At 41.2% G+C, this 24,570-nt stretch carries 18 protein-coding genes; 12 read left to right on the top strand and 6 right to left on the bottom strand.

Annotated features, from left to right (window positions below; translation table 11 throughout):
- Positions 1-71: 71 nt before the first annotated feature.
- The 6 genes from AC59JO_RS24500 to AC59JO_RS24475 all read left to right on the top strand — a co-directional run bounded on the left by AC59JO_RS24500 (position 72) and on the right by AC59JO_RS24475 (position 8,356).
- On the top strand, positions 72-950 hold the full coding sequence (locus AC59JO_RS24500; protein ID WP_497308651.1) for a hypothetical protein: 879 nt from the start codon (positions 72-74) through the stop codon (positions 948-950).
- A 379-nt stretch (positions 951-1,329) separates the two neighbouring features.
- Positions 1,330-4,611, top strand: coding sequence for a SusC/RagA family TonB-linked outer membrane protein (locus AC59JO_RS24495; protein ID WP_497308649.1), 3,282 nt, complete (start codon positions 1,330-1,332; stop codon positions 4,609-4,611).
- 25 nt (positions 4,612-4,636) lie between these two features.
- Positions 4,637-6,166 carry a RagB/SusD family nutrient uptake outer membrane protein gene (locus tag AC59JO_RS24490; protein WP_497308647.1) on the top strand — a complete coding sequence of 510 codons (1,530 nt, stop codon included), beginning with the start codon at positions 4,637-4,639 and terminating at the stop codon, positions 6,164-6,166.
- Positions 6,167-6,694: 528 nt separating this feature from the next.
- A complete protein-coding gene (locus AC59JO_RS24485; protein WP_497308645.1) occupies positions 6,695-7,636 on the top strand; it encodes a helix-turn-helix domain-containing protein in 942 nt (313 codons plus the stop codon).
- Positions 7,637-7,717: 81 nt separating this feature from the next.
- Positions 7,718-7,954, top strand: a complete 237-nt coding sequence (locus AC59JO_RS24480; protein WP_413666796.1) for a hypothetical protein — start codon at positions 7,718-7,720, stop codon at positions 7,952-7,954.
- Between the two features lie 33 nt (positions 7,955-7,987).
- Positions 7,988-8,356 (top strand): PIN domain-containing protein, encoded by a 369-nt coding sequence (locus tag AC59JO_RS24475; RefSeq protein ID WP_497308669.1) that lies wholly within the window; start codon positions 7,988-7,990, stop codon positions 8,354-8,356.
- Between the two features lie 27 nt (positions 8,357-8,383).
- On the opposite strand, the gene AC59JO_RS24470 is transcribed toward AC59JO_RS24475, so the two are convergent.
- The 5 genes from AC59JO_RS24470 to AC59JO_RS24450 form a co-directional block, all read right to left on the bottom strand.
- On the bottom strand, positions 8,384-9,079 hold the full coding sequence (locus AC59JO_RS24470) for a Crp/Fnr family transcriptional regulator (RefSeq protein WP_413666797.1): 696 nt from the start codon (positions 9,077-9,079) through the stop codon (positions 8,384-8,386).
- Between the two features lie 283 nt (positions 9,080-9,362).
- Positions 9,363-10,010, bottom strand: coding sequence for a response regulator (locus tag AC59JO_RS24465; protein ID WP_413666798.1), 648 nt, complete (start codon positions 10,008-10,010; stop codon positions 9,363-9,365).
- Positions 10,011-10,036: 26 nt separating this feature from the next.
- Positions 10,037-10,843, bottom strand: coding sequence for a sensor histidine kinase (locus tag AC59JO_RS24460; RefSeq protein WP_413666799.1), 807 nt, complete (start codon positions 10,841-10,843; stop codon positions 10,037-10,039).
- Positions 10,827-11,492: a hypothetical protein gene (locus tag AC59JO_RS24455; protein ID WP_413666800.1), complete on the bottom strand. Its 666-nt coding sequence runs from the start codon at positions 11,490-11,492 to the stop codon at positions 10,827-10,829. Before AC59JO_RS24455 ends, AC59JO_RS24460 begins: the two co-directional genes overlap by 17 nt.
- A 22-nt stretch (positions 11,493-11,514) precedes the next feature.
- Positions 11,515-12,063, bottom strand: coding sequence for a hypothetical protein (locus tag AC59JO_RS24450; protein WP_413666801.1), 549 nt, complete (start codon positions 12,061-12,063; stop codon positions 11,515-11,517).
- 395 nt (positions 12,064-12,458) lie between these two features.
- Here AC59JO_RS24450 and AC59JO_RS24445 point away from each other — a divergent pair, with 395 nt between their 5' ends.
- Positions 12,459-12,911, top strand: coding sequence for a hypothetical protein (locus AC59JO_RS24445; RefSeq protein WP_413666802.1), 453 nt, complete (start codon positions 12,459-12,461; stop codon positions 12,909-12,911).
- Between the two features lie 33 nt (positions 12,912-12,944).
- On the opposite strand, the gene AC59JO_RS24440 is transcribed toward AC59JO_RS24445, so the two are convergent.
- Positions 12,945-14,105, bottom strand: a complete 1,161-nt coding sequence (locus tag AC59JO_RS24440) for a hypothetical protein (RefSeq protein ID WP_413666803.1) — start codon at positions 14,103-14,105, stop codon at positions 12,945-12,947.
- 313 nt (positions 14,106-14,418) lie between these two features.
- Here AC59JO_RS24440 and AC59JO_RS24435 point away from each other — a divergent pair, with 313 nt between their 5' ends.
- From AC59JO_RS24435 to AC59JO_RS24415, 5 genes are all read left to right on the top strand, one after another.
- Entirely contained in the window at positions 14,419-16,917 is a 2,499-nt protein-coding gene (locus tag AC59JO_RS24435; RefSeq protein ID WP_497308641.1) for a glycoside hydrolase family 9 protein, read from the top strand.
- Between the two features lie 4 nt (positions 16,918-16,921).
- Positions 16,922-18,496 carry an AGE family epimerase/isomerase gene (locus AC59JO_RS24430; RefSeq protein WP_497308639.1) on the top strand — a complete coding sequence of 525 codons (1,575 nt, stop codon included), beginning with the start codon at positions 16,922-16,924 and terminating at the stop codon, positions 18,494-18,496.
- A 676-nt stretch (positions 18,497-19,172) separates the two neighbouring features.
- Entirely contained in the window at positions 19,173-19,763 is a 591-nt protein-coding gene (locus AC59JO_RS24425) for an RNA polymerase sigma-70 factor (protein WP_413666806.1), read from the top strand.
- A 77-nt stretch (positions 19,764-19,840) separates the two neighbouring features.
- Entirely contained in the window at positions 19,841-20,872 is a 1,032-nt protein-coding gene (locus AC59JO_RS24420) for a FecR family protein (RefSeq protein WP_497308637.1), read from the top strand.
- Between the two features lie 264 nt (positions 20,873-21,136).
- Complete coding sequence (locus AC59JO_RS24415; RefSeq protein ID WP_413666808.1) at positions 21,137-24,553, top strand: TonB-dependent receptor; 3,417 nt, start codon at positions 21,137-21,139, stop codon at positions 24,551-24,553.
- Positions 24,554-24,570: the final 17 nt, after the last annotated feature.

Raw genomic sequence — 24,570 nt, 5'->3', positions numbered from 1 at the left:
AAGCTGAAAGCATAATGCGGAAAGCTTAAGGCTATAGTTCGATCACTAATGCAATTACTTTATTTAACTCCATGCAAAAAATTACTTTAACAATGATAGCTGCTGTTTTAGGGATTGGCAGCATCACCACCGGGACAATTGATCATAAGCTTGACCGCGCCATAACTATCGATTCGTTAGGCGCATGCCAGGGGATCTCTTATCAAAATGGCCGTATATTTTTATATGGCGACAGAGAGGTGGGGATGATCCGCGAGTTTAGGCTGGATCATGATAGCCTGGTGTATCAGCATAAAGAGTATAAGCTAACCCAAAACGGGCGGGATGTTATTAATCACCCTACAGGTATAGCTTATAATAATGATAAAGGCCCAACCTTTATAGGTAATTCTATCCGCCTGAATGCTGCGGGCAGCCAGTGGAGAGCAGTTATTTATAATGTGAACTGGAAAGGTTTGCTTAAAACCGGTACGCTTGATGGTAATTTAATTAATACAATTGAGGATGATGCCTGTATCCAGGGTACCCGACCCGAATATGTAAAATATAATAATAAGTGGTATGTGGCTACCGCCGATTATGGCGACCATGGCAACGAAGTACGTTTATACGATCCCGAAAAGCTGGCCAAAGCTAAAAGCACTAAGGAACCCGGTGTTCTTTACAAAAAGTTTACCTGTACACCCTGGGTGCAAAATCTGTTTTGGAAAGCTGATAAAGGTGTTTTAGTCCTTATCCAAAACAAGCTTGAGGGCAGGCAATGGCGGTTTACGTATGTTGATCTTAAAAAGTCGATTGAGGCAGGTAAACAGGTAGTGCTGAGCCAGGTTGACGGTATAAACAGGGGGGATGAACTGGAAGGCTTTTCATTGCTTGGCGGTGATGAAAAGGGGATAGCCGTAACCTCATCACGTAAAAATAACGTGAATTTTACCACTACTTCATGGTAGTTTAAATAAATGAACCAAAGTAAAAAAGCCTGTAAAAGGGTGGTGATTTTTTTATTTTTTATTAATGCAAATTTAACACTAAGGTATCCTTTGATTAAGATAACTGGTTTAGCTTTGCTGTAATTATTGCAATATTAATAACTCTGTATTAATATTGTTTAATATTAACGCAATAATAATTATGAAATTATTAATTATTTGCTCACTTCTTTAAAAATAGTCGCCTATGTAACATTAACTTCAACTTAACATCGAGCTCGGCGATAAAACTAAGAACCGGTGAATGCGCTAACACTCACCTGGTCCGGGATAATTGTCAAATAACTCAAAAGCGGTCCAAGGCTTTAAGTCATTTCTTTCAACAATCAATTTTAAAAATATGAATAAAAAGATTAATCCAAATCTTTTGAGCAGGTTTTTTTTCATCCCTGCATTATTTTTACTGGTTTTGCTAAAACCTTTTATCTCAAACGCTTCGGCAAAAAATATAGTGTCTGAAGCTGCAAAGCAAATTACCGGTACTGTTACCGACGAAACTAACCTTCCTTTACCCGGTGTATCGGTACGTATTAAGGGTACCGATAAGGGTGTTTCAACTAACACAAACGGTAAATACACCATTTCTGCCGAAGAAGGTGCCGTGTTACTCTTTAACTTTATTGGTTACGAACAATTGGAAGTAGCTATTGGCAACTCGTCAACTTATAACGTTAAGATGAAGCCAAAATCAAACATGCTTAACGAGGTTGTAGCCATCGGTTACCAAACTATCCGTAAAAGCGATGTTACCGGTGCAATTGCCAGTATAAAACCGGGTGATCTTAATCTTTCAGCCCCTTCATTAGGTCAGGCCCTTGCAGGTAAGGTTGCAGGTGTGCAGATTTCTCAAACCAGCGGTGCACCTTACACAAGCACCAAGATCAGGGTGAGGGGTGTTGGTTCACTAAATGCCAGTTCTGATCCCCTATATGTAATTGACGGCTATCCTGCAGGTAATGATATCTTCATTAACCCTGATGATGTTGAAAGCATCGACATCTTAAAAGATGCTGCTTCGGCTGCTATTTATGGCTCTCGTGCATCTGGCGGTGTGGTATTGATCACTACTAAAAAAGGTAAAGAGGGTAAAGGCCGTTTTGAATATGACGTTCAGACAGGTGTTGATCAGCTTGCCCACAAAGTGAAACTTTTAGATGCCGATCAGGCTGCGTTGCTGGTTATCGATGGTCGTAACAATGCCTACCATGACCTTTGGGTAAATTCGGGCCATACCTGGAATGACACCATGTACTCTGACCCTAACAGCACTCGTGTTGCCAATGTTGGTAACACCGGCAGCGTTAGTATTCCGGATGGTTTATACAACTTTGCTACTCAAACCCCTATCAAACAAACTGTAAATACCGATTGGCAGGATGAATTATACCATAATGTAATTTTCCAAAAACACACCCTTTCATTTTCTGGTGGTGCAGCTAATAATGTGCGTTACTATGTTAGCGGTTCTTATCAAAACAACCCTGGTATAATTGTATCATCAGGTCAGCAACGCTATAACTTCCGTTCAAACGTTGAGGGGGATGTAAGCAAACGTATCCACATCGGTGCAAACGTAGCATACACTCAAAACACTAACCAGGAAATTCCTGAAGGCCGTTTTGACCATGGACCGGTATTGGGCGCTTTGATCTACATGCCATATCTGCCGGCTTACAACGCTGATGGTTCATTGGCTACTAATGCCGAAGCTGCAGGCTCTACTCAGTATGGTTACCAGGGTATCGAAAATCCGGTGGCCCTTGCCGAGCGCGTTAAAATTAACAGGAAAGGTTATCGCAGCACTTATAATGCTAACGTAACGTATAATATATTACCTGGTTTTAATTTTAAAACTAACTTAGGTACTCAAACTTATACCGAAAAGTACGATTATTATTATCCTACTACATTGAGTAGCGGTGCTTTCCCTCCGGGGTCTCAGCAATCAATATTGGCTGCCAACGCACAGGCTTCAAACTTAACAACAGTTGATAAGCTTGCCGAGTTTACCCTAAACTACAATAAGCAGATTGGTAAACACCATTTTGACGCTTTAGCTGGTTATACCGCGCAACGTACAACTAACGACTATTTTAGTGTTAGGGCTGATGGTTTCCAGAATGATAATATTCCTGAAATATCAAACAAAGGAGCTTTGGCGGCTAACTTTAGCTTAAACTCAGCTTACAAAAATGCTTACACCTTGTTGTCATATCTTGGTCGTGCTAACTATAACTATGCCGGCAAATATTTCTTAACAGCGTCGTTCCGTGCTGATGGTTCATCACGTTTCGGCCCGGCAAATAAGTATGGTTATTTCCCTTCAGTAGCAGCAGGCTGGAACCTTTCTGACGAATCGTTCTACCACAACTTCCTTGGTGATCAATCAACGGTTAAAATTCGTGCAAGCTGGGGTAAAAGTGGTAACTACAACATTGGTAACTACAACATTCAGCAAACTCTGGCAAGCCCTACCGGTGTAGTGCTTGATGGTAACAGCGCTGTAACAGCTACTTACCCTGGTGGCCTTAAAGACAACACCCTGAAATGGGAAACCACTTCACAGTATAACTTTGGTACTGACATAGGTTTATTTAACGGCAGGTTACAGGTTATTGCCAACTATTACCTGAGTTATTCATACAACCTGTTGTACAACCAGCCAATATCGGCTATTTCGGGTAGTACTACCATCCTTACCAACCTGCGCGATTCAAAGATCCGTAACACCGGTTTTGACTTGCAGTTAGACGGTAAGATCATCAACAACAAAGACTTTACTTTTGGTGCAAGCGGTAATATTTCATTAAACCGTAACAAGGTAGTTAAATTGCCTGCGCAAAATACAATCATCATCAACGGTGCAGAGCGTTCATATTTAACCAGCATTACAACACAAGGTCAGCCTTTAGGTATGTTTTATGGCTTTAAAGTTGGTGGTATAATCAATGCTTCAAACCTTGGTAAAACCGCTCCGTCAGCTTCACAAACCAACCCTGCCAAAATTGGTGATCTTTGGTTTGTTGACACCAATAAAGACGGTATTGTTAACGATGCTGATAAAACCGTTATCGGCTCGCCGTACGCTAAATTTACCTACGGCTTTGCTTTCAACAGTACCTACAAACGTTTTGATGCAAGCGCTTCATTCAACGGCTCATACGGCAACCAGATCCTTGACGGACAGGATTATTACCTGTACAATGGTGAAGGTTCAGGCAACCAGTATGCTAACGTTGCACAACGTTACCGTAACGAAGCTGATCCGGGGGACGGTTCATTTTACCGCGCTTCACGTGCAGGTACACAAAGTAACAGCACCCGTTTATCAACCTTTTACCTGCAAAGCGGCTCATACCTGCGTTGTACCAACCTGACTTTAGGTTATACTTTACCTGGCTTTTTACAACAAACTTTAGGCCTGAGCAAAGCCCGTGTATTTGCAAGTGTGGTTAATGCATTTACCATCACCAAATACAAAGGTTATAATCCTGATGTTGATTACAACTACTCAGGTGCTGCCTCAAACAACACTCAAAACCCTAACCTTGCTCCAGGTATCGATTATGGTACTTATCCGCTGGTTAGGTCATACAACTTAGGTGTTAATGTTACTTTTTAATAAATTTTTTAAAGAGATATAGATGATGAATAAGAAATTTATAGCCATGGCCTGCCTTGCTGCCGTTGTGGCGATAGCCCCGTCTTGTAAAAAAGACTTTTTGAACGAAAGCGATCCGAACGCCATATCAGTCGATGCGAGTTACAAAACGCCTAATGATGTTTTGCTGGCAGTAAACGGTATATACCAATCATTACGAAGCGGCAATAACGTTGGCGAAAGCAGCGACCTTTGGACAGACCAGCGCTCGGATGATACCGGTACACAGGATAACCAGTCAAACTCTGGCGAACCGTTCCAGTTTGGTAACTTTTCTATATTGCCAACCAATACTTATCTGAAAAGCCATTGGGTATCGTTGTATACTACAGTTAGCCGTGCAAATTCTGTATTATCGCATATTGATCAGGTTACTTTTCCTGATAATAATGTAAAACTAAAATATGCTGCTGAAGCTAAATTTTTGCGTGCCTTTATTTATTTCGACCTGGTACGTACCTGGGGCGATGTGCCTTTGGTAACTAAAGCGTTATCATCAGCAGGTGATGTTGCAGCACAAACTTTCCGCGAAAAACAGGCAACTGTTTATCAGCAAATTGTTGCCGATTTAACCGATGTGATTGCCAGCCCGCTGCCTAATCTGCAGGCATCAACCGGTCGTGCTTCAAAAGCCGCTGCTAACTTCCTGTTAGGTCAGGTTTACCTTACCATGGCAACAACACAGGATCAGGCTAACCGTACAACTAACCTTAACAATGCCAAAACATTTTTAATGAATGCTTACAACATGCGCACTTTCGGCGCGTTGAATGCCATTCCTTACACTGACGTTTTTGATGTTGCAAAAAAAACAACTTGTCCGGAGTTGATCTTCCAGATCGTTAACATCCAGGGCGATTTGAACTATAGCTCGTCAATTGCTGCTAACTTTCAGGCTAAAGGCGAAACTATTAACTCACAAAAAGTATCTACAGGTGCAGGTTATAACGTTACTCACGATTTGATCAATGAGTACGAAACCGGCGATCCGCGTATGACTTTCTCTGTTAAATATGCAAATGATCCAATTGTAAAAGATTGGTTTGTTACCAAATTCAGGGATGTTAGCACAGCTGCAGGTATTAACGGTTACGGTGGTAACGACTGGATCCTGATGCGTTATGCTGATGTGATCCTTTCATTGGCCGAAGTTAATAATTACCTTGGCGATCAGGCTACTGCAACAGGCTTCCTTGACCAGGTGCGTACCCGTGCCGGTATGCCAACCTACGCGGTATCAATGACCAACAGCGATTACGCTGCAAGGTACCCAACACTTAAACTGGCTATTTTACACGAGCGTCGTGTTGAACTGGCATTTGAGCACCATCGCTGGTTCGATTTGCTGCGCACGTTTACAACCGACGAGCTGGTTGCTTACTTCCACGCTAAAAAGCAAACTGATTTTGGTTTGGCTTCACTGGCAAACTTTACTACTAAAGATCGTTATTACCCAATCCCATTTGATGAGTACAAACTTGACCCTGTTAAGATGTACCAAAACCCGGGTTATTAATATTGATATTACATAGAAGAGGAGGGTTTCAGCCCACGAATGGTCGGAAGAAATTCCGGCCATTTTTATGTTATGAATAACAGGCCGGGGTGGCCGGGGCGCTTAGAAGATATCGTCGCAATGCTGATATTCGGGGCTATTGGTGCTAATCACTCGGCACAATAAGCTAGTACGTTATCTTTTGGTATTTCCATACTTCTGTTTTGATGTTTCCGGTCGTAATAGTTTCTCCCGTTTAAAGGACTGGCTGCGCCATGTGTTTTACCTTTAATTTGTAACATGCTGGGCATATTTAATAGCTAAAAACACGGTTCCCCATGCTTGTGACAGTTTAATTGTGATAAAGTAACACTTTATTCTTTTCGCTGTTGTTTACCAAATTCAAGTAATGGTGTTATCTGTAATTGACGATCCTATATTGAATGGTGACTTTTAATGTGTTGATTATTGACAGGTATCTATCATATTCAATTATCAGTGTGCTTTGGCCTGGGATTTATAAGTAGCTTTGTTAACAGGGATAAGCATATGAAAACAGTAACTGTTGAAGATTTTTATAAAAATGCTGCCAAACATTCAGATGGCGCAGTAGCAGATTTGCTTCCGGTTGATATTAATAAAGAGATAGGGCATTTTAACGTATTTAACGTTGGGGAAATATTTAACAGAGTAAAAAAAGATCCTTCATATGTACCTTACAACAGGAGGCTGTACTATAAGATAAACCTGGTGAGAGGACGCAATGTTGCCGAATATGCTGATAAAGTGATTCATATAGAAAAAAATGCTTTGGTATTCGGTACTCCCAAAATTCCTTATGGCTGGAAGCCGCAAAGTATGGATCAGTCAGGAATGTTCTGCGTTTTTACCGATGCGTTTTTAGTACAGTCGAAAAGTGGTGTGGTATTGGATGCGCTGCCAATCTTTAGCCCTGGTGGCTGCCCGGTGTTTGAAATCAGTGATGAACAGGCAGATGAGTTGTCCCTTATTTTTAAAAAAATGCAACAGGAATTAGCTTCAGATTATCTGTATAAGTATGACCTGATCAGGAACTATGTACTGGAACTCATCCATTACGGTCAAAAATTACAGCCATTTACCAATTATGGTAATAGCCATAATGCATCGGCAAGGGTATCATCGCTATTTATTGAGTTGCTGGAGAGGCAGTTCCCGATAGCATCGCCCGACCAAAAGATCGTCCTCCGCACTGCTAAAGATTATGCCGACAGGCTTGCCGTTCATAGCAATCATCTCAATAAAGTATTAAAAGAAAGCACCGGAAAAACCACTACCGAGCATATAGCTGCAAGGGTTGTTCAGGAAGCCCGTATCCTGCTCAAACAAACTAACTGGAATATCTCAGAAATAGCTTATAGTCTGGGCTTTGAACAATTATCACATTTTTCAAATTTCTTTAAAAAGCAAACATCTTTATCGCCTGTGGAGGTTAGGAATTTGGCGGGGTAAGGTTGGTTGGCTGTAATTATTAAATGTCGAAAATGATTATCAATATCGTAATGATGGCTTGAATTTTGTAAATTTGATGTTATGATAAGAACAATATTAAAATCTAACAAAAAGAGTCTTACGCTTGAGCTACCGGACGATTTGGTTGGAAAGATGATTGAAATTATCGCATTTTCAGTCGATGAAACTAAATCAATTGAAAAAGAAACTACACCTATAGAAATAAGAGTTGGGTATTTGAAAGACAGATTAAAGGGGTTTACCTTCAATAGTGGTGGTTATAGGTTTGACAGGGATGAAGCCAATGATTATGAGTGATATCGCTGTCGATACTAATATTTTGCTTTACGCATTAGATGCTTTTTACCCCCAAAGCAAGCAGAAGCTATTCAAATAATTGCTGATAATCCTATCTTTTGTTCTCAAAACCTTAGTGAATTTATTAATGTTTGTCTGCGGAAATGGAAATTTTCAAAGCATAAAGTTGCTGATCTGATAAAGATGTATTTGCAGCAATGTGTTTATGTTCCGGTAAATGAACCTATGATGCTGCGTGCCTTGGAGATTATGAATAAATATGATTTTCAGTTGTTTGATTCAATAATTGTAGCGACAGCATTGGAGTCCGGTTGTTCAATATTATATTCCGAAGATATGAATGATGGTCAAATCATAGATTCACAACTGGAAATTATAAATCCATTTAAAGGATTAAATTAAATTCTGCTCTAATTTAAAAGCCTCCTTTTACAGTTCGTCATCCTGCGTTAAAAGAAAAAGCTTGTCATGATTGATAATACTGATCTTTTTGCCGTTTGTGCTGATCAGTTTTTCCTGCAGCAATTCGTTAACCACCCTGAAAACGGTTTCGTAAGTAGCGCCGGCGTATGAGGCAAGGTCCTGTCGTGTAAGTTCAACATCGATATGTCCATCGGGGTTTATGCCAAACTGTTCTTTCAGGCTTATGAGGGCCTGGGCTACGCGGCCTTTTACCGGCATGTGGGCAAGGTTGCGCATTTTGCGTTCGGCTTCCTGCAGTTCATCGGCAAAAAATAGCATCAGCTGATAGGTAAACTGAGGATTTACCTTTAAAGTAGCCTCAAAAAAGTCCATATCGATGAAACATATGATGCCGGCTTCTAAAGCGGTTGCCGAAATAGGGTAGTGGGTAGCGTGTTTACCCAGCACACGATGGCCAAAAATAGCCCCTTTGTTGGCAAAGCGGATAATAAGTTCTTTATCTGCTCCCCATTTTTTGTGAACTTTTATATTGCCTTCATAAACAAAGTAAATTCCCTTTACAGGGTCGCCCTCACTGAAAATAACCTGCCCTTTTTTTACAGCAAAGTTCTTTTTATTAGCTGCTATTGCGGGGAGCCACTCTTTTATACATCCTTTGCATAAAAAACAGGTGTTATTATCGCATTGAATACTTCTTTTCATTCAAATATTAATCAATCAGTCAAATCTGTTGTAAAAATATCAATGAAAATTGTATTTGTTGGTAATAAATTGAATTTTTATGGTAATTTTTTACTAACTTTTTCCATTTGAATGAATTTTTACTATTTCGAGCTTCTGATTTTGCACTTATAATCTGTTTTTTATAGGTTATATCTGTTGATTTTGCTTTCTATTGTTTTGTTTTAAGTAAAACGATGGTGAACTGTTAAAGTAAAATGGCGTTTGCTAAAGAAGTTGCAGTTGTAATGCCGTTTTAGAAGCTTTATATTATTCCGTTCTTTACAGCAAACATTACCAACCCGGCCGTATTGCGTACTCCCACTTTATCTATCAAACGTTGTCTGATGCCTTCAACCGAGCGTGGGCTAAGGAAAAGTTGCTGCCCCATTTCGTTGGCTGTTTTTTCGGCACAAATCAGTTTCAGTACATCCTGTTCTCGTTCGGTAAGTTCAACCCCTTCTTTAAAAGATGGTTTGACGTTGCCTTTTATCACCAGTTTCTTTAATAACGCGTTGCTTACAATATTGTTAAAGTAATAACCTGTTTCGTATACGGAATATATTGCTCTCCTGATCTCCTCTGCTTCTGCATTTTTTAACAGGTATCCGTTAGCGCCAATCTCCATTAAGTGGATCACAAACTTTTCATCGTCGTACATGGTCACTACTAAAATTTTCATATCAGGATACTTCTTTTTGATGTGTTTGGTTGCTTCCATGCCATCCATAACGGGCATTTTAAGGTCCATGATAATTACATCAGGCATATTCGTTTCAATGCCCTTTATCAGGTCTTCACCATCGCCGGCTTCAAGCATTACTTCCAGGTTCTCATCCTGGGTAAGGCCAATTTTGAGGCCATCCCTGTATATGGTATAATCATCGGCTATGGCAATTTTAATAGGTTTCATCGCCTTATTTTTGATTGTTGTAATGGTTAAATAGTAATTGCCCGGGGGATACTGATATTGATGTAATATCCTTCGGGTTTGTAATTAAACGCTACTTCGCCTTTCAGCAAAATAATACGGGTTTGGATAGCTTTGAGGCCAAGGCCCTGTTTATTAAACTTCAGCTCTTCGTATTGTGCGTGGCTGAGTCCCTTTCCATTATGAAAAATGCTGATGTTTAATGCATCCTGGTTATAAATTGATGTAATATGGATTTTTTGAGGCCTGGCATGTTTAAGTATGTTGTTCATTAACTCCTGCACCATGCGGTAGATGCTGATATCATTTTCATTGGTTTCGGTTGCGTATGAATCATCCAGATCTGTGGTAATAAAAATGAGGTCGTTATTTGCTATCTTCTCAACAAAATGTCTGATCGCTTCATTCAGGCCAAACTCCTTCAGGATACTTGAGTGCAAATTGTGCGAAATACCGCGCACCTGTTTAATGGCCATGTCAAGCAGTTCCTGTCCTTTTTCATATCTCGGTTCGTTGTTTTTATCAATAACATTGATCTTTACTGCCTGCAGGTGCAATTTTGATGCTGATAAAATAGCGCCCACTTCGTCGTGTAACTCTTCGGCAATGCGATGGCGTTCAGTTTCCTCACTTCGCACGGCGGCTTCAATCAACTGGTTTTGCTGGGTTTGATGCAGTTTTTGAATTTTTTGCTGGTACTGGTATTTCTTACGCTGAAAAAATATAAAAATGAGCAATATACTTGCGAATAAGGAAAGCATAACCGCAATACCCATAAAGAGCAGGAGCCTGATATCATCATTCGTTTGTTTCATATAACCCTTTCGCTATAAATACACATAAAATGGTATACGTGAAATTGTGGATATTCCACAGGCTTATGGCAAAATTGTGCAGGCGTATTGTAAGTTCATTGTATAGCAAAAAAATGAAAAAATTTATAGTGTAGTAAATGCCCAGCCCGGTAACAATCCAAAATTCGGGTTGTTTTTTACCTGGCTCTTCATCGTCTGTTATTTTAAACAGGTAATACTGCATACAATAAAACATCATAATTACCGCCTCAAACGAAAGCAGTCTGCTACTCAATTGCCCGTAATCAAAAAAGTTTTGATAAAAACTGAAATTGACAAGCACAAACCCTAAAAAAATATACGGAACTATCCGTTTGGTTTTGGATAAAAACTGTTGGTTTAGTTTTATAAAAAATGAGCTGAACAATAACAATCTGATTACGGAATGTACGTTATACAGGTAATTATTGGTGTTAAACGGGCGCGGTATTATTGTTTTAAGCTTCCATATTACATCAATAGTTACATTAATTGCCAGCGCTGTCCATAAATAAATAACAACAGGTTTATTAAAGGCGGGCTGTTTTTTCTTTAAACAGAGAATGGCCAAAGGAATGAGCAGTGCCCAAACCTCCGACCAGTCAGATATGCCTTTAATTAGCTGTTCCACTATGCAACAGTTTTAGCCGATATTACATTTTTGCCGGAGGAGATGGGTTTGAATCAATATCCTGCGTGTCTTTATCTGCATAATTAATGAACTTTCCGTCTTTTACCAAACCTATAGCGTATACCAGATGCTGATTTGAAGCTACGATCTTGGGTGTGAAAACAAGATAGTCATAATCGCGTTTGCCTCCGGCATCGGTAGATATTACAGCTACTATTGCTTTTTTGGTTAGATAGGTATTGCCTAAAACCACGGGGCCGGTTAAGTTAACAGATGTGTCTTTCGCAATAGCCAGCGTGTCTGGATGCAGCGGATTAAGGTAATTGCCTGCGGTATCAAGAATATATGATACAAGCTGGTAGGGCTTTTTAACATCATCAACCTGGGGGCTGTAAAACTGAAAAATGAAACTGTCTGTTGTTGACGAGTCAAGCCAATGGTTAACCTGGGCAGCAGTGTACTTTACCTGCGCAAATTGGGTAGCCTGCTTGCATGATGTCATGGCAAAAAACAAGCAAATAATAGCCGCGGCAGCAATTGGTCTGAATAAGTTAAGAGGTTGTTTTTTCATGATATTATAGGTTTAATATGCGGGTAATATAGCTGTATTAATTGTATTTTATGTTGGTAGTGATAAATTATATAAGTGAGAAAATATTTATACTACTGTGAAAAAATTTCTCACAAATTATTTATTGTTCGTGTTGATTTCTGTATTTTTTCTTATGGGGCAAAGTTAACAAGTGTGAAATTGTGTGAAAGGGTGTTTTTATGGTTTGGAAACGTATAAATACTTATTTTTTTATTTGTATTTTATTATCTAATAAGGTTTTTTAAATAAGCAGGGGCTGCATGGGGATAAGCCGGGAGGGTAACCAATTAGGAAAGGCTACGGCAAACAAATGCAAGGTGATGTAAATTGTTATGAAAATGCAGTTATATTAGCTGATCTTAAAGCGAACCGATATGGAAGGTACTGTACAGATTATAGAGGTTAACAATCCCATAAAGCTTATTGGGAAAATATTTACAGGAAGCTATGCAGAAGCTTCGTCATATGTTACAGCTGTACAAAATGAATTAACCGCAGCTCAGATTGCTTTTATTCCATTTAAAATTTGCGGCATTTATTATGACGATCCACAGGTTACCCCTGCGGCCGAACAGAGGAGCTTTCAGGGCGTGGTATCAGAAGGCAATGCAGACCTGTCGTCAACTTCTCTCTCAGCTATGGATATGGCAGGTACATTCCTGTACACTAAAGTTACCGGCGACCCCATGAAAGCCATCATGAAAGGTTATGGTGATCTTTTTACCTATATTAAGGAACATCAAATCCAATTAAAATCCAACGCAGGTTATCAGATCCTTACCTTTACCGAAGGGGAAGTAACAACTGAGATTTACATGGAAATTTAAAGAGATAGTTTTAAGTTAAGGTATTCAGATACTTTATTTTGTTTTGCCCCCTGTTCCTTTACTGTCATCTCCGGCGGGTTGGTCAGTTGGTTTTTCATTCCCAACAGTAGTTGAGTCATGTTGCTCTGTTACCTGGTCTTTGGTGGGTTCGGTGGCTTTTAAACCGGCGTAAGTTCCCGCGCTGATCCCCATCATCAGTAAAATGTTGTTGTCAAAATCAGGTAACAGATTTGATGAAACTGTTTTCTGTATAAAAATTAGTCCGAACAAAATATTGAACAGCACATTTTGAAGGCGCTGGATATTAATGCTACTCCGGTCGGAAAGGATGTCATGAAAAAAACCTTCGCTATGTGCTTTAGGATCAATCTCGGTTTTAGGTTTTTGGTCGTTTTCTATAAGCTTACCCGTAGCCATTGTTGCGGCACTTATGCCAAGGATAGCCAGCAGCGAACCGGGAATATCCGGCAAGGCGCCTGTTTCATTACATATATATAAATAAGTGACCGAGAAAATTACTGTCCAATACAGTAGTTGCGTGCGGCTCAGGCTGTAGTATAAATTGGCGTCATCTTTTAAGATATTGTTTTTTAAACCCATCGCCAGAAAACCGGCCATTACAACGGCCATTATCCATACCCAAACCCGGGTTATTTTTTGTTTAACCTCAAGTTGCGTTTTTATTAGTCCTTTGGTTATGTAACCACCCGAATAACCTACAGAAAAATATACCGGGATACGGGCTTTATCAATGGATTTGCTGGCTAAAAACTGAACGGCCAGGTTTTGTACCGATTCATCTATCTTGAAATAAACTATTTTTTCATAATCGTTACTGCTCCAAAAAGCAGTTTCTCCCACTTTAATGTCATCAACATACAGGGTTTTGAACGAATCAATAGGGAGTGTGGTTTTGAGCCTGATAGCGATAATTTCATTGAGCCTGGCCGAATCTTTTCGCCCGCTCAGGTTATAAATATTTAAGATAGAATCGGGAAGCATTGCTTTTTGAGCTACAGAATCTTTTTTACCGGTATAGTTTCTTACACTATCAGAATTTGCCGGTTGAGCACAAACTAATGCCGGGTGACCAAGAATAAAAGTGCCTGCCAATAATTTAAAAACGCTTTTTTTTAAACAGGGAGTTTGCAAAGGCCGTGAAGCCGTTGCAGCTAAAAATAAAGGAAAGGCCATTGGTTTAAGGATTGTTGCCTACTCTTTGATCCCTTTTTCGGCACGCAGGTATTAATTGGTAATCAAATTTAAATCAATTAATGAACAAAATGAATACCCAATGGCAGGTATTTTTATTTTTAATTAATTGGTAATTAGTGTTTTGTGTTTGTGTTTGCTGGTTTTTAGTTGATGGGTTTTCAATGTAAAATCCCTGTTATGGTATAAAATCAGCAACAAAATGTTAATATATCATTATATCGTGCCCCTGCCACCGGACTATTTTTAGCCGTGCAAATATCGTATTGCATATTACCGGTTAACCAATATCCTGATGAAATCTAAATTTATCTTCGCAACAATAATTGCTGCCTGTTGCGTATCACCCCGTTTTTTACGCGCGCAGGTTAAACCTGCCGCTAATTTAATGAAGCTTAACGCGCAGGAGTATCTTGAATATAAAGGCGTAAACGTGATGCTTGCCCATGATTTTTATCCCGAGGGGCACCAGGGTGGGGTAGGCATTATCCAAAACGGGCAGCGTGTAGCTACCAATGGCGATATCCGGCTGGAACCTACGCCGGGGCAGTGGTCACCTATACCCAAGGTAGGTAAGCGTGTGGTTAATAAAGCAACCGGCGAGGTAAGCGTGCGCATGGAGTTCCCTAACCCGGACATGAACCGTCATGGCTTTAACCCTATTATTTATCCCGATCTGAATTTTGCTTATAATATCCGCGTGATTCCGGCAGGTAAAGCATTTAGGATTATAGTTGATTTGGATAAACCGCTGCCGGATAATTGGATAGGTAAAGTTGGTTTTAACCTGGAGTTATTCCCCGGCATTCTGTTTGGCAAATCGTACTATATGGATAAGCAGTTCGGTATTTTCCCTCAGCAAGCCGACGGACAAACTTATATCGACAAAGAAGGCGAAACACAGGTAATGCCAATGGCCGAGGGTAAAAAGCTTACTATAGTGCCTGAATCCGATTTGCAGCGCATGGTTGTAGAAAACCTTTCGGGCGGTAATCTGCAACTGCTTGACGGCCGGGCTAAGCACAATAATGGCTGGTTTGTGGTAAGGTCATTAGTTGCCAAAGGCGCTTCAAAAAATGCGATAGAATGGCTGGTAACACCAAATGCAGTAGATGGCTGGCAGTCGCAGCCGGTGGTGCAGGTATCGCAGGTGGGATATCATCCGGCGCAGCAGAAGATAGCTGTAATTGAGCTGGATAAAAATGATAAAAAGGTTTTGCCGGTATCGCTGCTAAGGATAAATGAAAACGGTGGACTTACAACGGCTTTAAAGGCTACACCCGCCAACTGGGGCGATTTCCTTAGATATCATTACCTGCAATTTGATTTTACCAAGATCACCAAGCAGGGTATGTATGTTGTGAAATACGGCAGTTATCAAACAGAGCCATTCCAGATCAGTGCCGATGTATTTAAGAATGATGTATGGCAGCCAACACTTTCCTACTTTTTGCCGATACAAATGTGTCATATGCGTGTTAACGAAAAGTACCGCGTATGGCATGGCCTGTGCCATATGGATGATGCCCGGATGGCTCCAATTGATTCCAATCATTTTGATGGCTATATCCAGGGACACAGCATGCTTAATAAATATAAACCCGGTGATAACGTGCCCTTCCTTGACCGTGGTGCCTGGCATGATGCAGGTGATTTTGACCTGAGGGTTGAATCGCAGGCCGAAACGGTACATGGGCTTACATTAGCTTATGAGGCTTTTGACGTGAAGTATGATAATACCACTATCGACCAAAAGAACCATATTGTAGAAATTCACCAGCCCGACGGTAAGCCGGATATGCTGGAACAGATTGAGCATGGTTTATTAGCCATTACAGGTGGTTACCAGGCTATGGGCCGCTTTTACCGTGGCGTTATAGAGCCAACCATCAGGCAATACACTATTTTGGGCGATGCCGCAAATATTACTGACAACAAACCTTTTGTAACCAATGCCAATAACATCGATCCCGTACTGAAAACTCCCGCTGCGGCTGACGACAGGTGGGTGTTTACAGAGGATAATCCTGGTCGCTCATTGGAAACTGCGGCAGCGTTGGCCGCAGCCAGTCGTGTGATGAAGGGTTATAATGATACGCTTGCTACGCAATGTCTGCAAATAGCACAGGAGGTTTGGAAAAATACAGCCGATCAAACTCTGCGTCACCGTATAGCTTTGGCTGTCGAACTGTTCATTACCACAAAAGATAAAACTTATGCCGATTATCTGGTTAACAATACTGATGCCATCGCTAATAGTATTGATAATACAGGATGGCTTGTTGGCCGTACCATGGGGCTCATCAACGACGCAAATTATCATAACAAAATAATTGAAGCTGTTAAAAAGCTTTACGCTCAAATTCAGCTGCAAGGAACCAAAACACCTTATGGTGTACCATATGAACCAAACATTTGGGGAGCAGGTTGGGGCATTCAGAATTTTGGTTATAAACAGTACTTTTTATATGCAGGTTTCCCGGCCGTTTTCAGCGATACCTATATGTTGCATGCCATTGATTTTGTGCTGGGCTGCCATCCGGGTTCCAATACTGCTTCATTTGTATCGGGCGTGGGTTCACGATCAATGACTACAGCTTACGGCTTTAACCGGGCCGACCGCTCGTATATTCCCGGTGGTATCACATCCGGCACGGCGCTTATCCGCCCGGATTTTCCTGAATTGCTTAACTGGCCTTACCTGTGGCAGCAGGGCGAATACGTTTTGGGCGGCGGCACAACCGATTACCTGTTCCTGGTTTTGGCTGCTGATCATGTTTTAAATAAAAAGTAAGCTTATGAAATTGAAGATCACTTTACTTTCAGTATTAATAAGTACCACAACCACTGTATTTGCCCAAAATAGCCAAACCGAAAAACAAGAGATAGCTCATGAAATGCAAATATCCATGGTTGATGAATTGCTTAAACCCTGGTATCCGGCTGCCATTGATACTGTCGATGGAGGTTTTTTAAGCGCGTTTACGTATGATTTTAAGCCGACGGGTAATCAGGATAAAATGATAGTAACCCAGGCGCGCCATGTTTGGAGCAATAGTAAAGCCGCTGAACTTTTCCCCGACAAAAAATATTATATAGCGGGGGCTCGTCACGGTTTTGAATTTTTGAGAGATAAGTTTTGGGATAAACAATATGGCGGCTTTTATATTTTTACGGATAAACAAGGCAATCCAAAACAGGGCGGCTTTGCACCTAAAGAAGCCTATGGAAACTCCTTTGCCATTTACGCGCTTGCGGCTTATTACCAGGCCTCGGGCGATACCAGCGCATTAAATCTGGCTAAACAAGGTTTTTGGTGGCTGGAGAAACATGCACACGACCCGATATATAAAGGTTACTACCAGCATATGCAACGCGATGGTACGCCTATTGTAAGGGATGCAAGCATAAAATCAACTGCCGAAACAGGCTATAAAGATCAAAACTCATCTATTCACTTACTCGAATCGTTTACCGAACTGTACAGCGTTTGGCCCGATGAATTACTCAAAACACGTTTGAAGGAAATGCTGCTGCTCGTACGCGATAAGATCACAAACGACAAGGGTAACCTCATCCTGTTTTTTCAACCGGATTGGACGCCTGTTTCTTACCGCGATTCGAGCCTGGCGGTTTATAAACAGCATCATAGTCTTGATCATATTTCGTACGGCCACAATGTGGAAACGGCTTACCTCATGCTTGAAGCCTCGCATGCTTTAGGTATAGAAGATGATGCCAAAACCTTACAGATAGGTAAAAAAATGGTTGATGACGCATTGGATAACGGTTGGGATAACAAAGTGGGCGGTTTTTATGATGAAGGATATTATTTTAAAGATAAACCCGGACTTACCATTACCGAGGATACCAAAAATTGGTGGGCGCAAGCCGAGGGGCTTAACACACTGCTCATCATGGCTGCCAAATATCCGAAGGATAAGCATCACTACTTTGACAAGTTTAAAGCCCTTTGGCAATACACCCAAACCTACCTCATTGACCATGAGCGCGGCGACTGGTACCAGGGCGGTATAGATAAGCAACCTCAATATAAAACAGCCCTCAAAGGCCAGATCTGGAAAGGTACTTACCACACCTTCCGTGCGCTGATGAACTGCGTGGCACAGCTCGATCCGGATAAAATACCGCCAACTGCACCAAAGCAAGTAAAATTGGTTAAAGCTACCGGAATTTTAAAATGGCAGACATCTACAGATAATAAGCGGATGCTGGGTTATAATATTTACAGTAATGGCAAACGGATAGGTTTTACACCGTTAAATCATTTTGTGGTAAGTAAAGGCAGTAAGTTGAGTGTGGGAGCTGTTGATTTGGCGGGGAATGAGTCGACTCAGGCTAAAGCTTTGTGAATTGGCTAAATGAGAAATTATTACAGGGAGGATAACGAGTGGTTAGAACAATTTATATAATACACTCTCAATTTGCGTTAGGGATAGGAGCGGATACCGGCCAACGAGCGTAATGCCTGCAGGCGTATGAGCGGATAGCCCGGCCGCAGGCAACGCCCATATTCATAAAACTGATCAGGAAAATATAGCTAATAATCAATAACTTACAATCACGTCATTGCGGGGTACTCAGCAATCCCAAACTATACGTGGCAGCTCTGTAAGTAGGGGATTCCTTTGTAGTTCCTCCTCGCAATGACGCCATTTTTTATCGTTTTTAAACTGCTTGTTAGTTTTGGATAAATCATATCGGGATTAAAACCTTTTCCACAAGATTATTATTATAAATCATACCTCTCTATTCTTCATAACGGTATTTACCCCACTCCGTAGCAAAAAATGTTATTTTGTGTCAATTTACAGTCAATATAAATCTGCTTAAAATCGAACAAGCCGGGGCATGAAATCCCGCCCTGTTTGCTGTAAAATCAACAGTACAACGTGTTTATATTATTGTGTCAAAGCAACATAATGAGGGTTTTATATTAAAAGTATTACAATTCATGACTTGTTAGTTGCCTTAATTATTTTGAGTTTTGCCAATCTTATTAATATTAATTGCCACGTTATTTAACAAATGAACGATTTTACCAGGCTGACAGAGGAGGATTTGTTGGGATTGCTGCAGCAGGATAAGCTTAGTGCGTTCAGGGAAATTTATCAGCGTTATTGGAAGAAGCTGTATGGCGATGCTTACAAGCGTTTAAAAAACAAAGAGCTGTGCGAAGAAGTTGTTCAGGAGATATTTTCAAACCTTTGGCATAAACGTCATACGCTGCAAATTAATACTACCATTGGCGGTTACCTGCACCTTGCAGTTTTAAACCAGGTGGTTGACCAGTACCGTAAACAAGCCATCCGCGCAAAACATACTGAAGCGCTTAAATTGCTAACTACCGAGACCGATACCGGAACAGAAGACGCGATCATGCTGCGCGATCTGACCCATACGCTCGAAACCGAGATAAGCCACCTGCCCGATAAATGCCGATCTGTTTTTGAGTTGAGCCGTAAGGAATATAAAAGCAACAAGGAGATAGCCCAATTGCTTGGGATTTCGGAAAAAACCGTTGAAAATCAAATTACTAAGGCAATTAAACGACTTCGTTTAAGCCTGAGCCATCACCTGCTCATTGCGATGGCTGCACTCCTGCACAAATTTTTTTAAAAAAATGTTACATAGGTGTAGGGGGTACACTATCTCCCGTACGTCATGTGATTTATAAACCGGAATTATATTCTTTCATGAAAGAACCTATACGCATTGATTTGCTCGAGAAATACATTAAAGGCGATTGCACCGAAGCCGAGATAGCTTTGGTAAAGCAATGGTATTTCGGCTTTGAGCATGAAAATGATCATGTTTCGGACCTGTCACCTGCCGACGAGAAGCAACTGGAAGAAAATATCTACTTCAGTATTATCAGTAATCTTAATCTTGCACACCTGCAAACAGCTGAAGAACAGCCAAAAGTTAAGTCGCTGCGCAAGTGGTACGCCGTTGCTGCCGCCGCTGTGGTTGTATTTGCTTTATCGGCCGTGGCAGTTATCTATAGCTGGAAATCAAAAGATCAGCAACAACTGGCCACCTCCGCAGTAAGTGATGCGCGCTTGTTTAACGTAGCAAATAATACCGGCCATATTTATAAAGTAACCCTGCCCGATAGCAGTGCGGTGTGGTTAAGCCCTTCGGCAAAAATCAGTTACCCTAATGTGTTTGCCGCCGATTCGAGGCAGGTGAGCATATCGGGCGAGTGCTTTTTTGAGGTGACTAAAAATCCTCAACGCCCTTTTATTATCAGCAGCCGCTCCATAGTTACTAAAGTTTGGGGTACCAGTTTCCTGGTGCGCGACAATGAGCAGAGTAATATGGCCGATGTATCTGTATTAACCGGTAAAGTTTCTGTAAGTGCCAGGGTTAGCGGTAGCGCTATCTCCACAAAGCTTAACAGGGATGAGGTAATGATTTATCCGCACCAAAAGGCAGTTTATTTAAATGATAAGCATATGCTTACATCAGAGGCTGTAGAAGTAAAATCAACTGTGAAACAGTACCAGCGCACCCATCTTGTTTTTGATAACAAACCGCTCAGGGATATCATCCCGGTGCTTGATTCAAGCTTTAATGTAAATATCAAAGTGAGCAGCGAAAAGCTGAACCACTACATCCTGAATGCCGATTTTGAAGGGTTTAATTTACCTGATGTGCTTAACGCGCTAAAAAAATCGCTCAATGTTGATTACGCTATTGTGAATAACCATATAGAACTTAAATAACCAACCATTTAAACGCTCAAAAATTATAAGATGTACAAAAAACTACAAACCTAAAGAAGAAAGAAAGCAAAACAACCCAGAAATGATCTGCATAAAAAAACTTAGAAGTGTTGCGAGCACCCCTAAGTTTTAAGGATCAAAAGCCCGTTCCGCTAAGAACACCTCGGGGAGGTGTGCGGGCTATTAATTGTCTCATTTTTAACAAAGAAACATAACAAATATATGAATTTTCGTTTACGAAGGCCCATACCGTGGGGTAAAATCATGAAGATCACTTTTAGCCAGATCCTGATAGCAATAATGGTAAGCAGCATAGCTTATTCAAGCCCAATTAAAGCTCAGGGTATCCTTAATAAAAAGGTAAATGTTACGCTTAGCAACACAACCATGCTTGAGGCTTTGCAGTACCTTCAAAAAAACAACAATGTAAAGTTTATTTACAGCGCCAGCTCACTGGATGCCGACAAACGCTTTTCATTGGATATCAACAACCAAACATTAAAAACCGTACTTGACCAGGTGTTTAAAAACAACGGTATCAATTACGATGTAATGAACGATAGGGTAGTACTTGAAAAAAAGGCTGCTACTGTGCCAACAATTAACACTACTGAACCTGGCGTTGTAATTACTGAGGAGGCTGCAGCCAAAGTTACCATTACCGGTAAGGTTACCGATAATACAGGCCAACCGGTTCCTGGAGCTACTGTTACCGAAAAGGGTACTACCAATGGCATCACTACCGGTGTTGATGGCGGTTACAAATTATCGGTAGCCGGCCCGCAATCGGTTATTGTGGTGCAGTTTATCGGCTACGCTAAAAAAGAGGTTGTAGTAGGCGACCAAACTGTTATTAATGTTGTATTAACTGAAGACGTAAAAACAATTAACGAGGTTGTGGTTGTTGGTTATGGTACGCAGAAACGTACTACTGTTACCGGCGCCATCAGCAGCGTTAAAGCCAATGATTTGCAAGATCAGCAGGTTACCCGCGTTGACGATGCTTTGAAAGGCCGTGTTACCGGTGTTAGTGTAGTACAAAGCTCAGGCTCGCCGGGTTCTTCACCTCAGATCAGGGTGAGGGGTATTACCTCAAGGCAAAACAGCGATCCGTTATATGTAATTGACGGTATTGTGGTTGATAACGGCGGTTTGGATAACGTTAACCCTAATGATGTTGAATCGATAGACGTATTAAAGGATGCATCTGCCGCTATTTACGGTTCTCGTTCATCAAACGGTGTTATTATCGTTACAACCAAAAAAGGTAAAAAAGGCGATGCCCAGATTAGCTACAATGGTTATGTTGGTATCCAGTCGCCGGTAAGCAAGCCTAAACTAACCAATGCAACCCAATATGCTACTTTGAGGAATGAGTCATTGACCAATGATGGTAAAGCTGCTCTTTTTGCAAACCCGGCATCATACGGCACGGGTACTAACTGGCAAAACGAGATTTTTGAAGGTAACGCCATCATTCATAACCATAACCTGAGCATCAGCGGCGCTTCTGATAAAGCTAACTATTATACCTCATTCGGTTATCTTGATCAGCAGGGTGTGGTTATGCCTTCAATTTCGGGTTATAAGAAATTTAACTTCACGGTTAATACTTCATACAAATTAAAGAAATGGCTTACGGTAGGTGAAAACTTTACCTATGCGTACAGCAAAAACAAAGCGTTCGGTAACACTAATAGCGTATTCGGTGGCCCTTTAAGCTCTGCTTTAAACCTCGACCCTATTACCCCGGTTACCGTAAATAACGTTGGCGCCCAGCCAAACCAGGGTGATTACGCCAATGCAAACATCATCCGCAATGCGCAAGGTTTACCTTACGGTATCTCAGGTTATGTAGGCCAGGAAATCACTAACCCGTTTGCCTACGCACAAACAATTGCAGGTAACTATAATGATGCTACCAATCTTTTAGGTAGCGCGTTTGTTGAAGTTGAACCTATCCGCGGTTTAAAGATCCGTTCGCAGATTAGCGCTAAGCAGGCTTATTATGGCTCTGATGCTTTTACGCCATTGTATTATCTTAACTCAAGTACCTCAAATACTACAACATCGCAGGTAACTGCTTATAACAGGAACCTTACCTGGAACTGGGATAATACAGCTACTTACACCCGTTCATTTGGTAAACACAACCTTACCGCTTTAGTAGGTACCAGTGCACAAAAAACTACGTCATCAGGTTTGCAGGGAACATTTTTAGGCGAACCGGTAGGTTCACTTGACGATGCTTCTATCAACTTCGCTTTGCCGGCTGCCAACAGGATTGCAGCAAGTGCGCTTGGTTTAGATGCCGTACAGCCACATACTCTGGCATCTTACTTTGGAAGGGTAACTTATGACTACGATCAGAAATACCTTTTCTCAGGTATCATCCGTCGTGATGGTTCGTCAAAATTTGGGAGCAACAATGTTTACGGTGTATTCCCGGCCGGTCAAATCGGTTACGTAATGAGCCGTGAGGATTGGTTCCCTAAAAACTCATTTGTTGATTTCTTCAAACTGCGTGCTTCATACGGTTCGGTAGGTAACGAAATGGCGCTTCAGCCGTTCAGGTATGCTGCCACAATAGGCAGTGGCCGTAACGCGGTATTTGGCGACCAGGTGTATATCGGCTACAGCCCTAACGCACCGGCCAACCCCAATCTGAAATGGGAAGAAACCCATACTACCGATATCGGTTTTGATGCAACCCTGTTAAACAACCTGAGCGTAACTGTTGATGTATACCGCAAGCTTACCAAAGGGATGTTACAGCAGGTATCATTGCCTTCGTATGCAGGTTTCTCTGATCAACCTTATGATAACGTAGGTGATATGGAGAACAAAGGTATTGAGTTAAGCCTTGGCTATAATAATAAAGTAGGTGATTTTAGCTATAACGTAAGCGGCAATATCTCTTACAACAAAAATACCGTGTTGAGCTTGGGCAACCAGATAGACCATTTTACACTTGGTACCGTACAAAGCTCAACTTATGAAATTGGCCGTGTTACTCCGGGCCAACCTCTGGGCGAATTTTATGGTTTTAAAGAACTGGGTGTATTCCATTCACAGGCCGAAATTAATGCATATACCAAAAATGGCCAGCTGATTCAGCCTAATGCAAAACCAGGCGATTTCAAATGGCAGGATACCGATGGTGATGGCAAAATAACCCAGGCCGACCGTCAGTTTTTAGGTAACCCGCTGCCAACTTTTACTTATGGTATAAACCTGAGTGCCAACTACAAAAACTTTGATTTCAAATTATTTGGACAAGGCGTTTGGGGCAACAAAATTTACCAGGCTTACCGCAGGTTAGATATCCCGGCTGCTAACTATCCAATTGAAGCGCTTAATGCATGGACAACTGCCAATAGCGGTAGCAACTATCCTCGTTTGAGTGATGCCGACCCGAACAACAACTTCAAAAACCCATCAAATTTCTATCTGCAAAATGGTGCCTATTTCCGTATCAAAACTTTGCAATTGGGTTACAGCTTACCGGCAGCATGGTTAAAAGCGGCCGATGTTAAAAGGGTTAGGGTATTCCTGAGCAGCAACAATTTGGTAACTATTACAGGTTACAAAGGATATGATCCTGAAATAAGCGGCGGTATTGATATGGGTATCTACCCTCAGGCACGCACATTTATGGCAGGTTTGGATATTACTTTATAACAGAAATTACAATTATC

This window comes from Mucilaginibacter sp. A5337 (assembly GCF_059690695.1).
The sequence above is the reverse complement of the archived record's forward strand: the minus strand, read 5'-3'. Positions and strand labels throughout refer to the sequence as shown.

What these genes read in the sequence shown, in the direction of transcription:
- AC59JO_RS24465 (WP_413666798.1), bottom strand. Translation starts at nt 10,010, where the DNA reads ATGAAACCTATTAAAATTGCCATAGCCGATGATTATACCATATACAGG.
- AC59JO_RS24500 (WP_497308651.1), top strand. Translation starts at nt 72, where the DNA reads ATGCAAAAAATTACTTTAACAATGATAGCTGCTGTTTTAGGGATTGGC.
- AC59JO_RS24440 (WP_413666803.1), bottom strand. Translation starts at nt 14,105, where the DNA reads ATGGCCTTTCCTTTATTTTTAGCTGCAACGGCTTCACGGCCTTTGCAA.
- AC59JO_RS24495 (WP_497308649.1), top strand. Translation starts at nt 1,330, where the DNA reads ATGAATAAAAAGATTAATCCAAATCTTTTGAGCAGGTTTTTTTTCATC.
- AC59JO_RS24430 (WP_497308639.1), top strand. Translation starts at nt 16,922, where the DNA reads ATGAAATTGAAGATCACTTTACTTTCAGTATTAATAAGTACCACAACC.
- AC59JO_RS24485 (WP_497308645.1), top strand. Translation starts at nt 6,695, where the DNA reads ATGAAAACAGTAACTGTTGAAGATTTTTATAAAAATGCTGCCAAACAT.
- AC59JO_RS24490 (WP_497308647.1), top strand. Translation starts at nt 4,637, where the DNA reads ATGAATAAGAAATTTATAGCCATGGCCTGCCTTGCTGCCGTTGTGGCG.
- AC59JO_RS24435 (WP_497308641.1), top strand. Translation starts at nt 14,419, where the DNA reads ATGAAATCTAAATTTATCTTCGCAACAATAATTGCTGCCTGTTGCGTA.
- AC59JO_RS24460 (WP_413666799.1), bottom strand. Translation starts at nt 10,843, where the DNA reads ATGAAACAAACGAATGATGATATCAGGCTCCTGCTCTTTATGGGTATT.
- AC59JO_RS24445 (WP_413666802.1), top strand. Translation starts at nt 12,459, where the DNA reads ATGGAAGGTACTGTACAGATTATAGAGGTTAACAATCCCATAAAGCTT.
- AC59JO_RS24470 (WP_413666797.1), bottom strand. Translation starts at nt 9,079, where the DNA reads ATGAAAAGAAGTATTCAATGCGATAATAACACCTGTTTTTTATGCAAA.
- AC59JO_RS24450 (WP_413666801.1), bottom strand. Translation starts at nt 12,063, where the DNA reads ATGAAAAAACAACCTCTTAACTTATTCAGACCAATTGCTGCCGCGGCT.
- AC59JO_RS24415 (WP_413666808.1), top strand. Translation starts at nt 21,137, where the DNA reads ATGAAGATCACTTTTAGCCAGATCCTGATAGCAATAATGGTAAGCAGC.
- AC59JO_RS24480 (WP_413666796.1), top strand. Translation starts at nt 7,718, where the DNA reads ATGATAAGAACAATATTAAAATCTAACAAAAAGAGTCTTACGCTTGAG.
- AC59JO_RS24420 (WP_497308637.1), top strand. Translation starts at nt 19,841, where the DNA reads ATGAAAGAACCTATACGCATTGATTTGCTCGAGAAATACATTAAAGGC.
- AC59JO_RS24425 (WP_413666806.1), top strand. Translation starts at nt 19,173, where the DNA reads ATGAACGATTTTACCAGGCTGACAGAGGAGGATTTGTTGGGATTGCTG.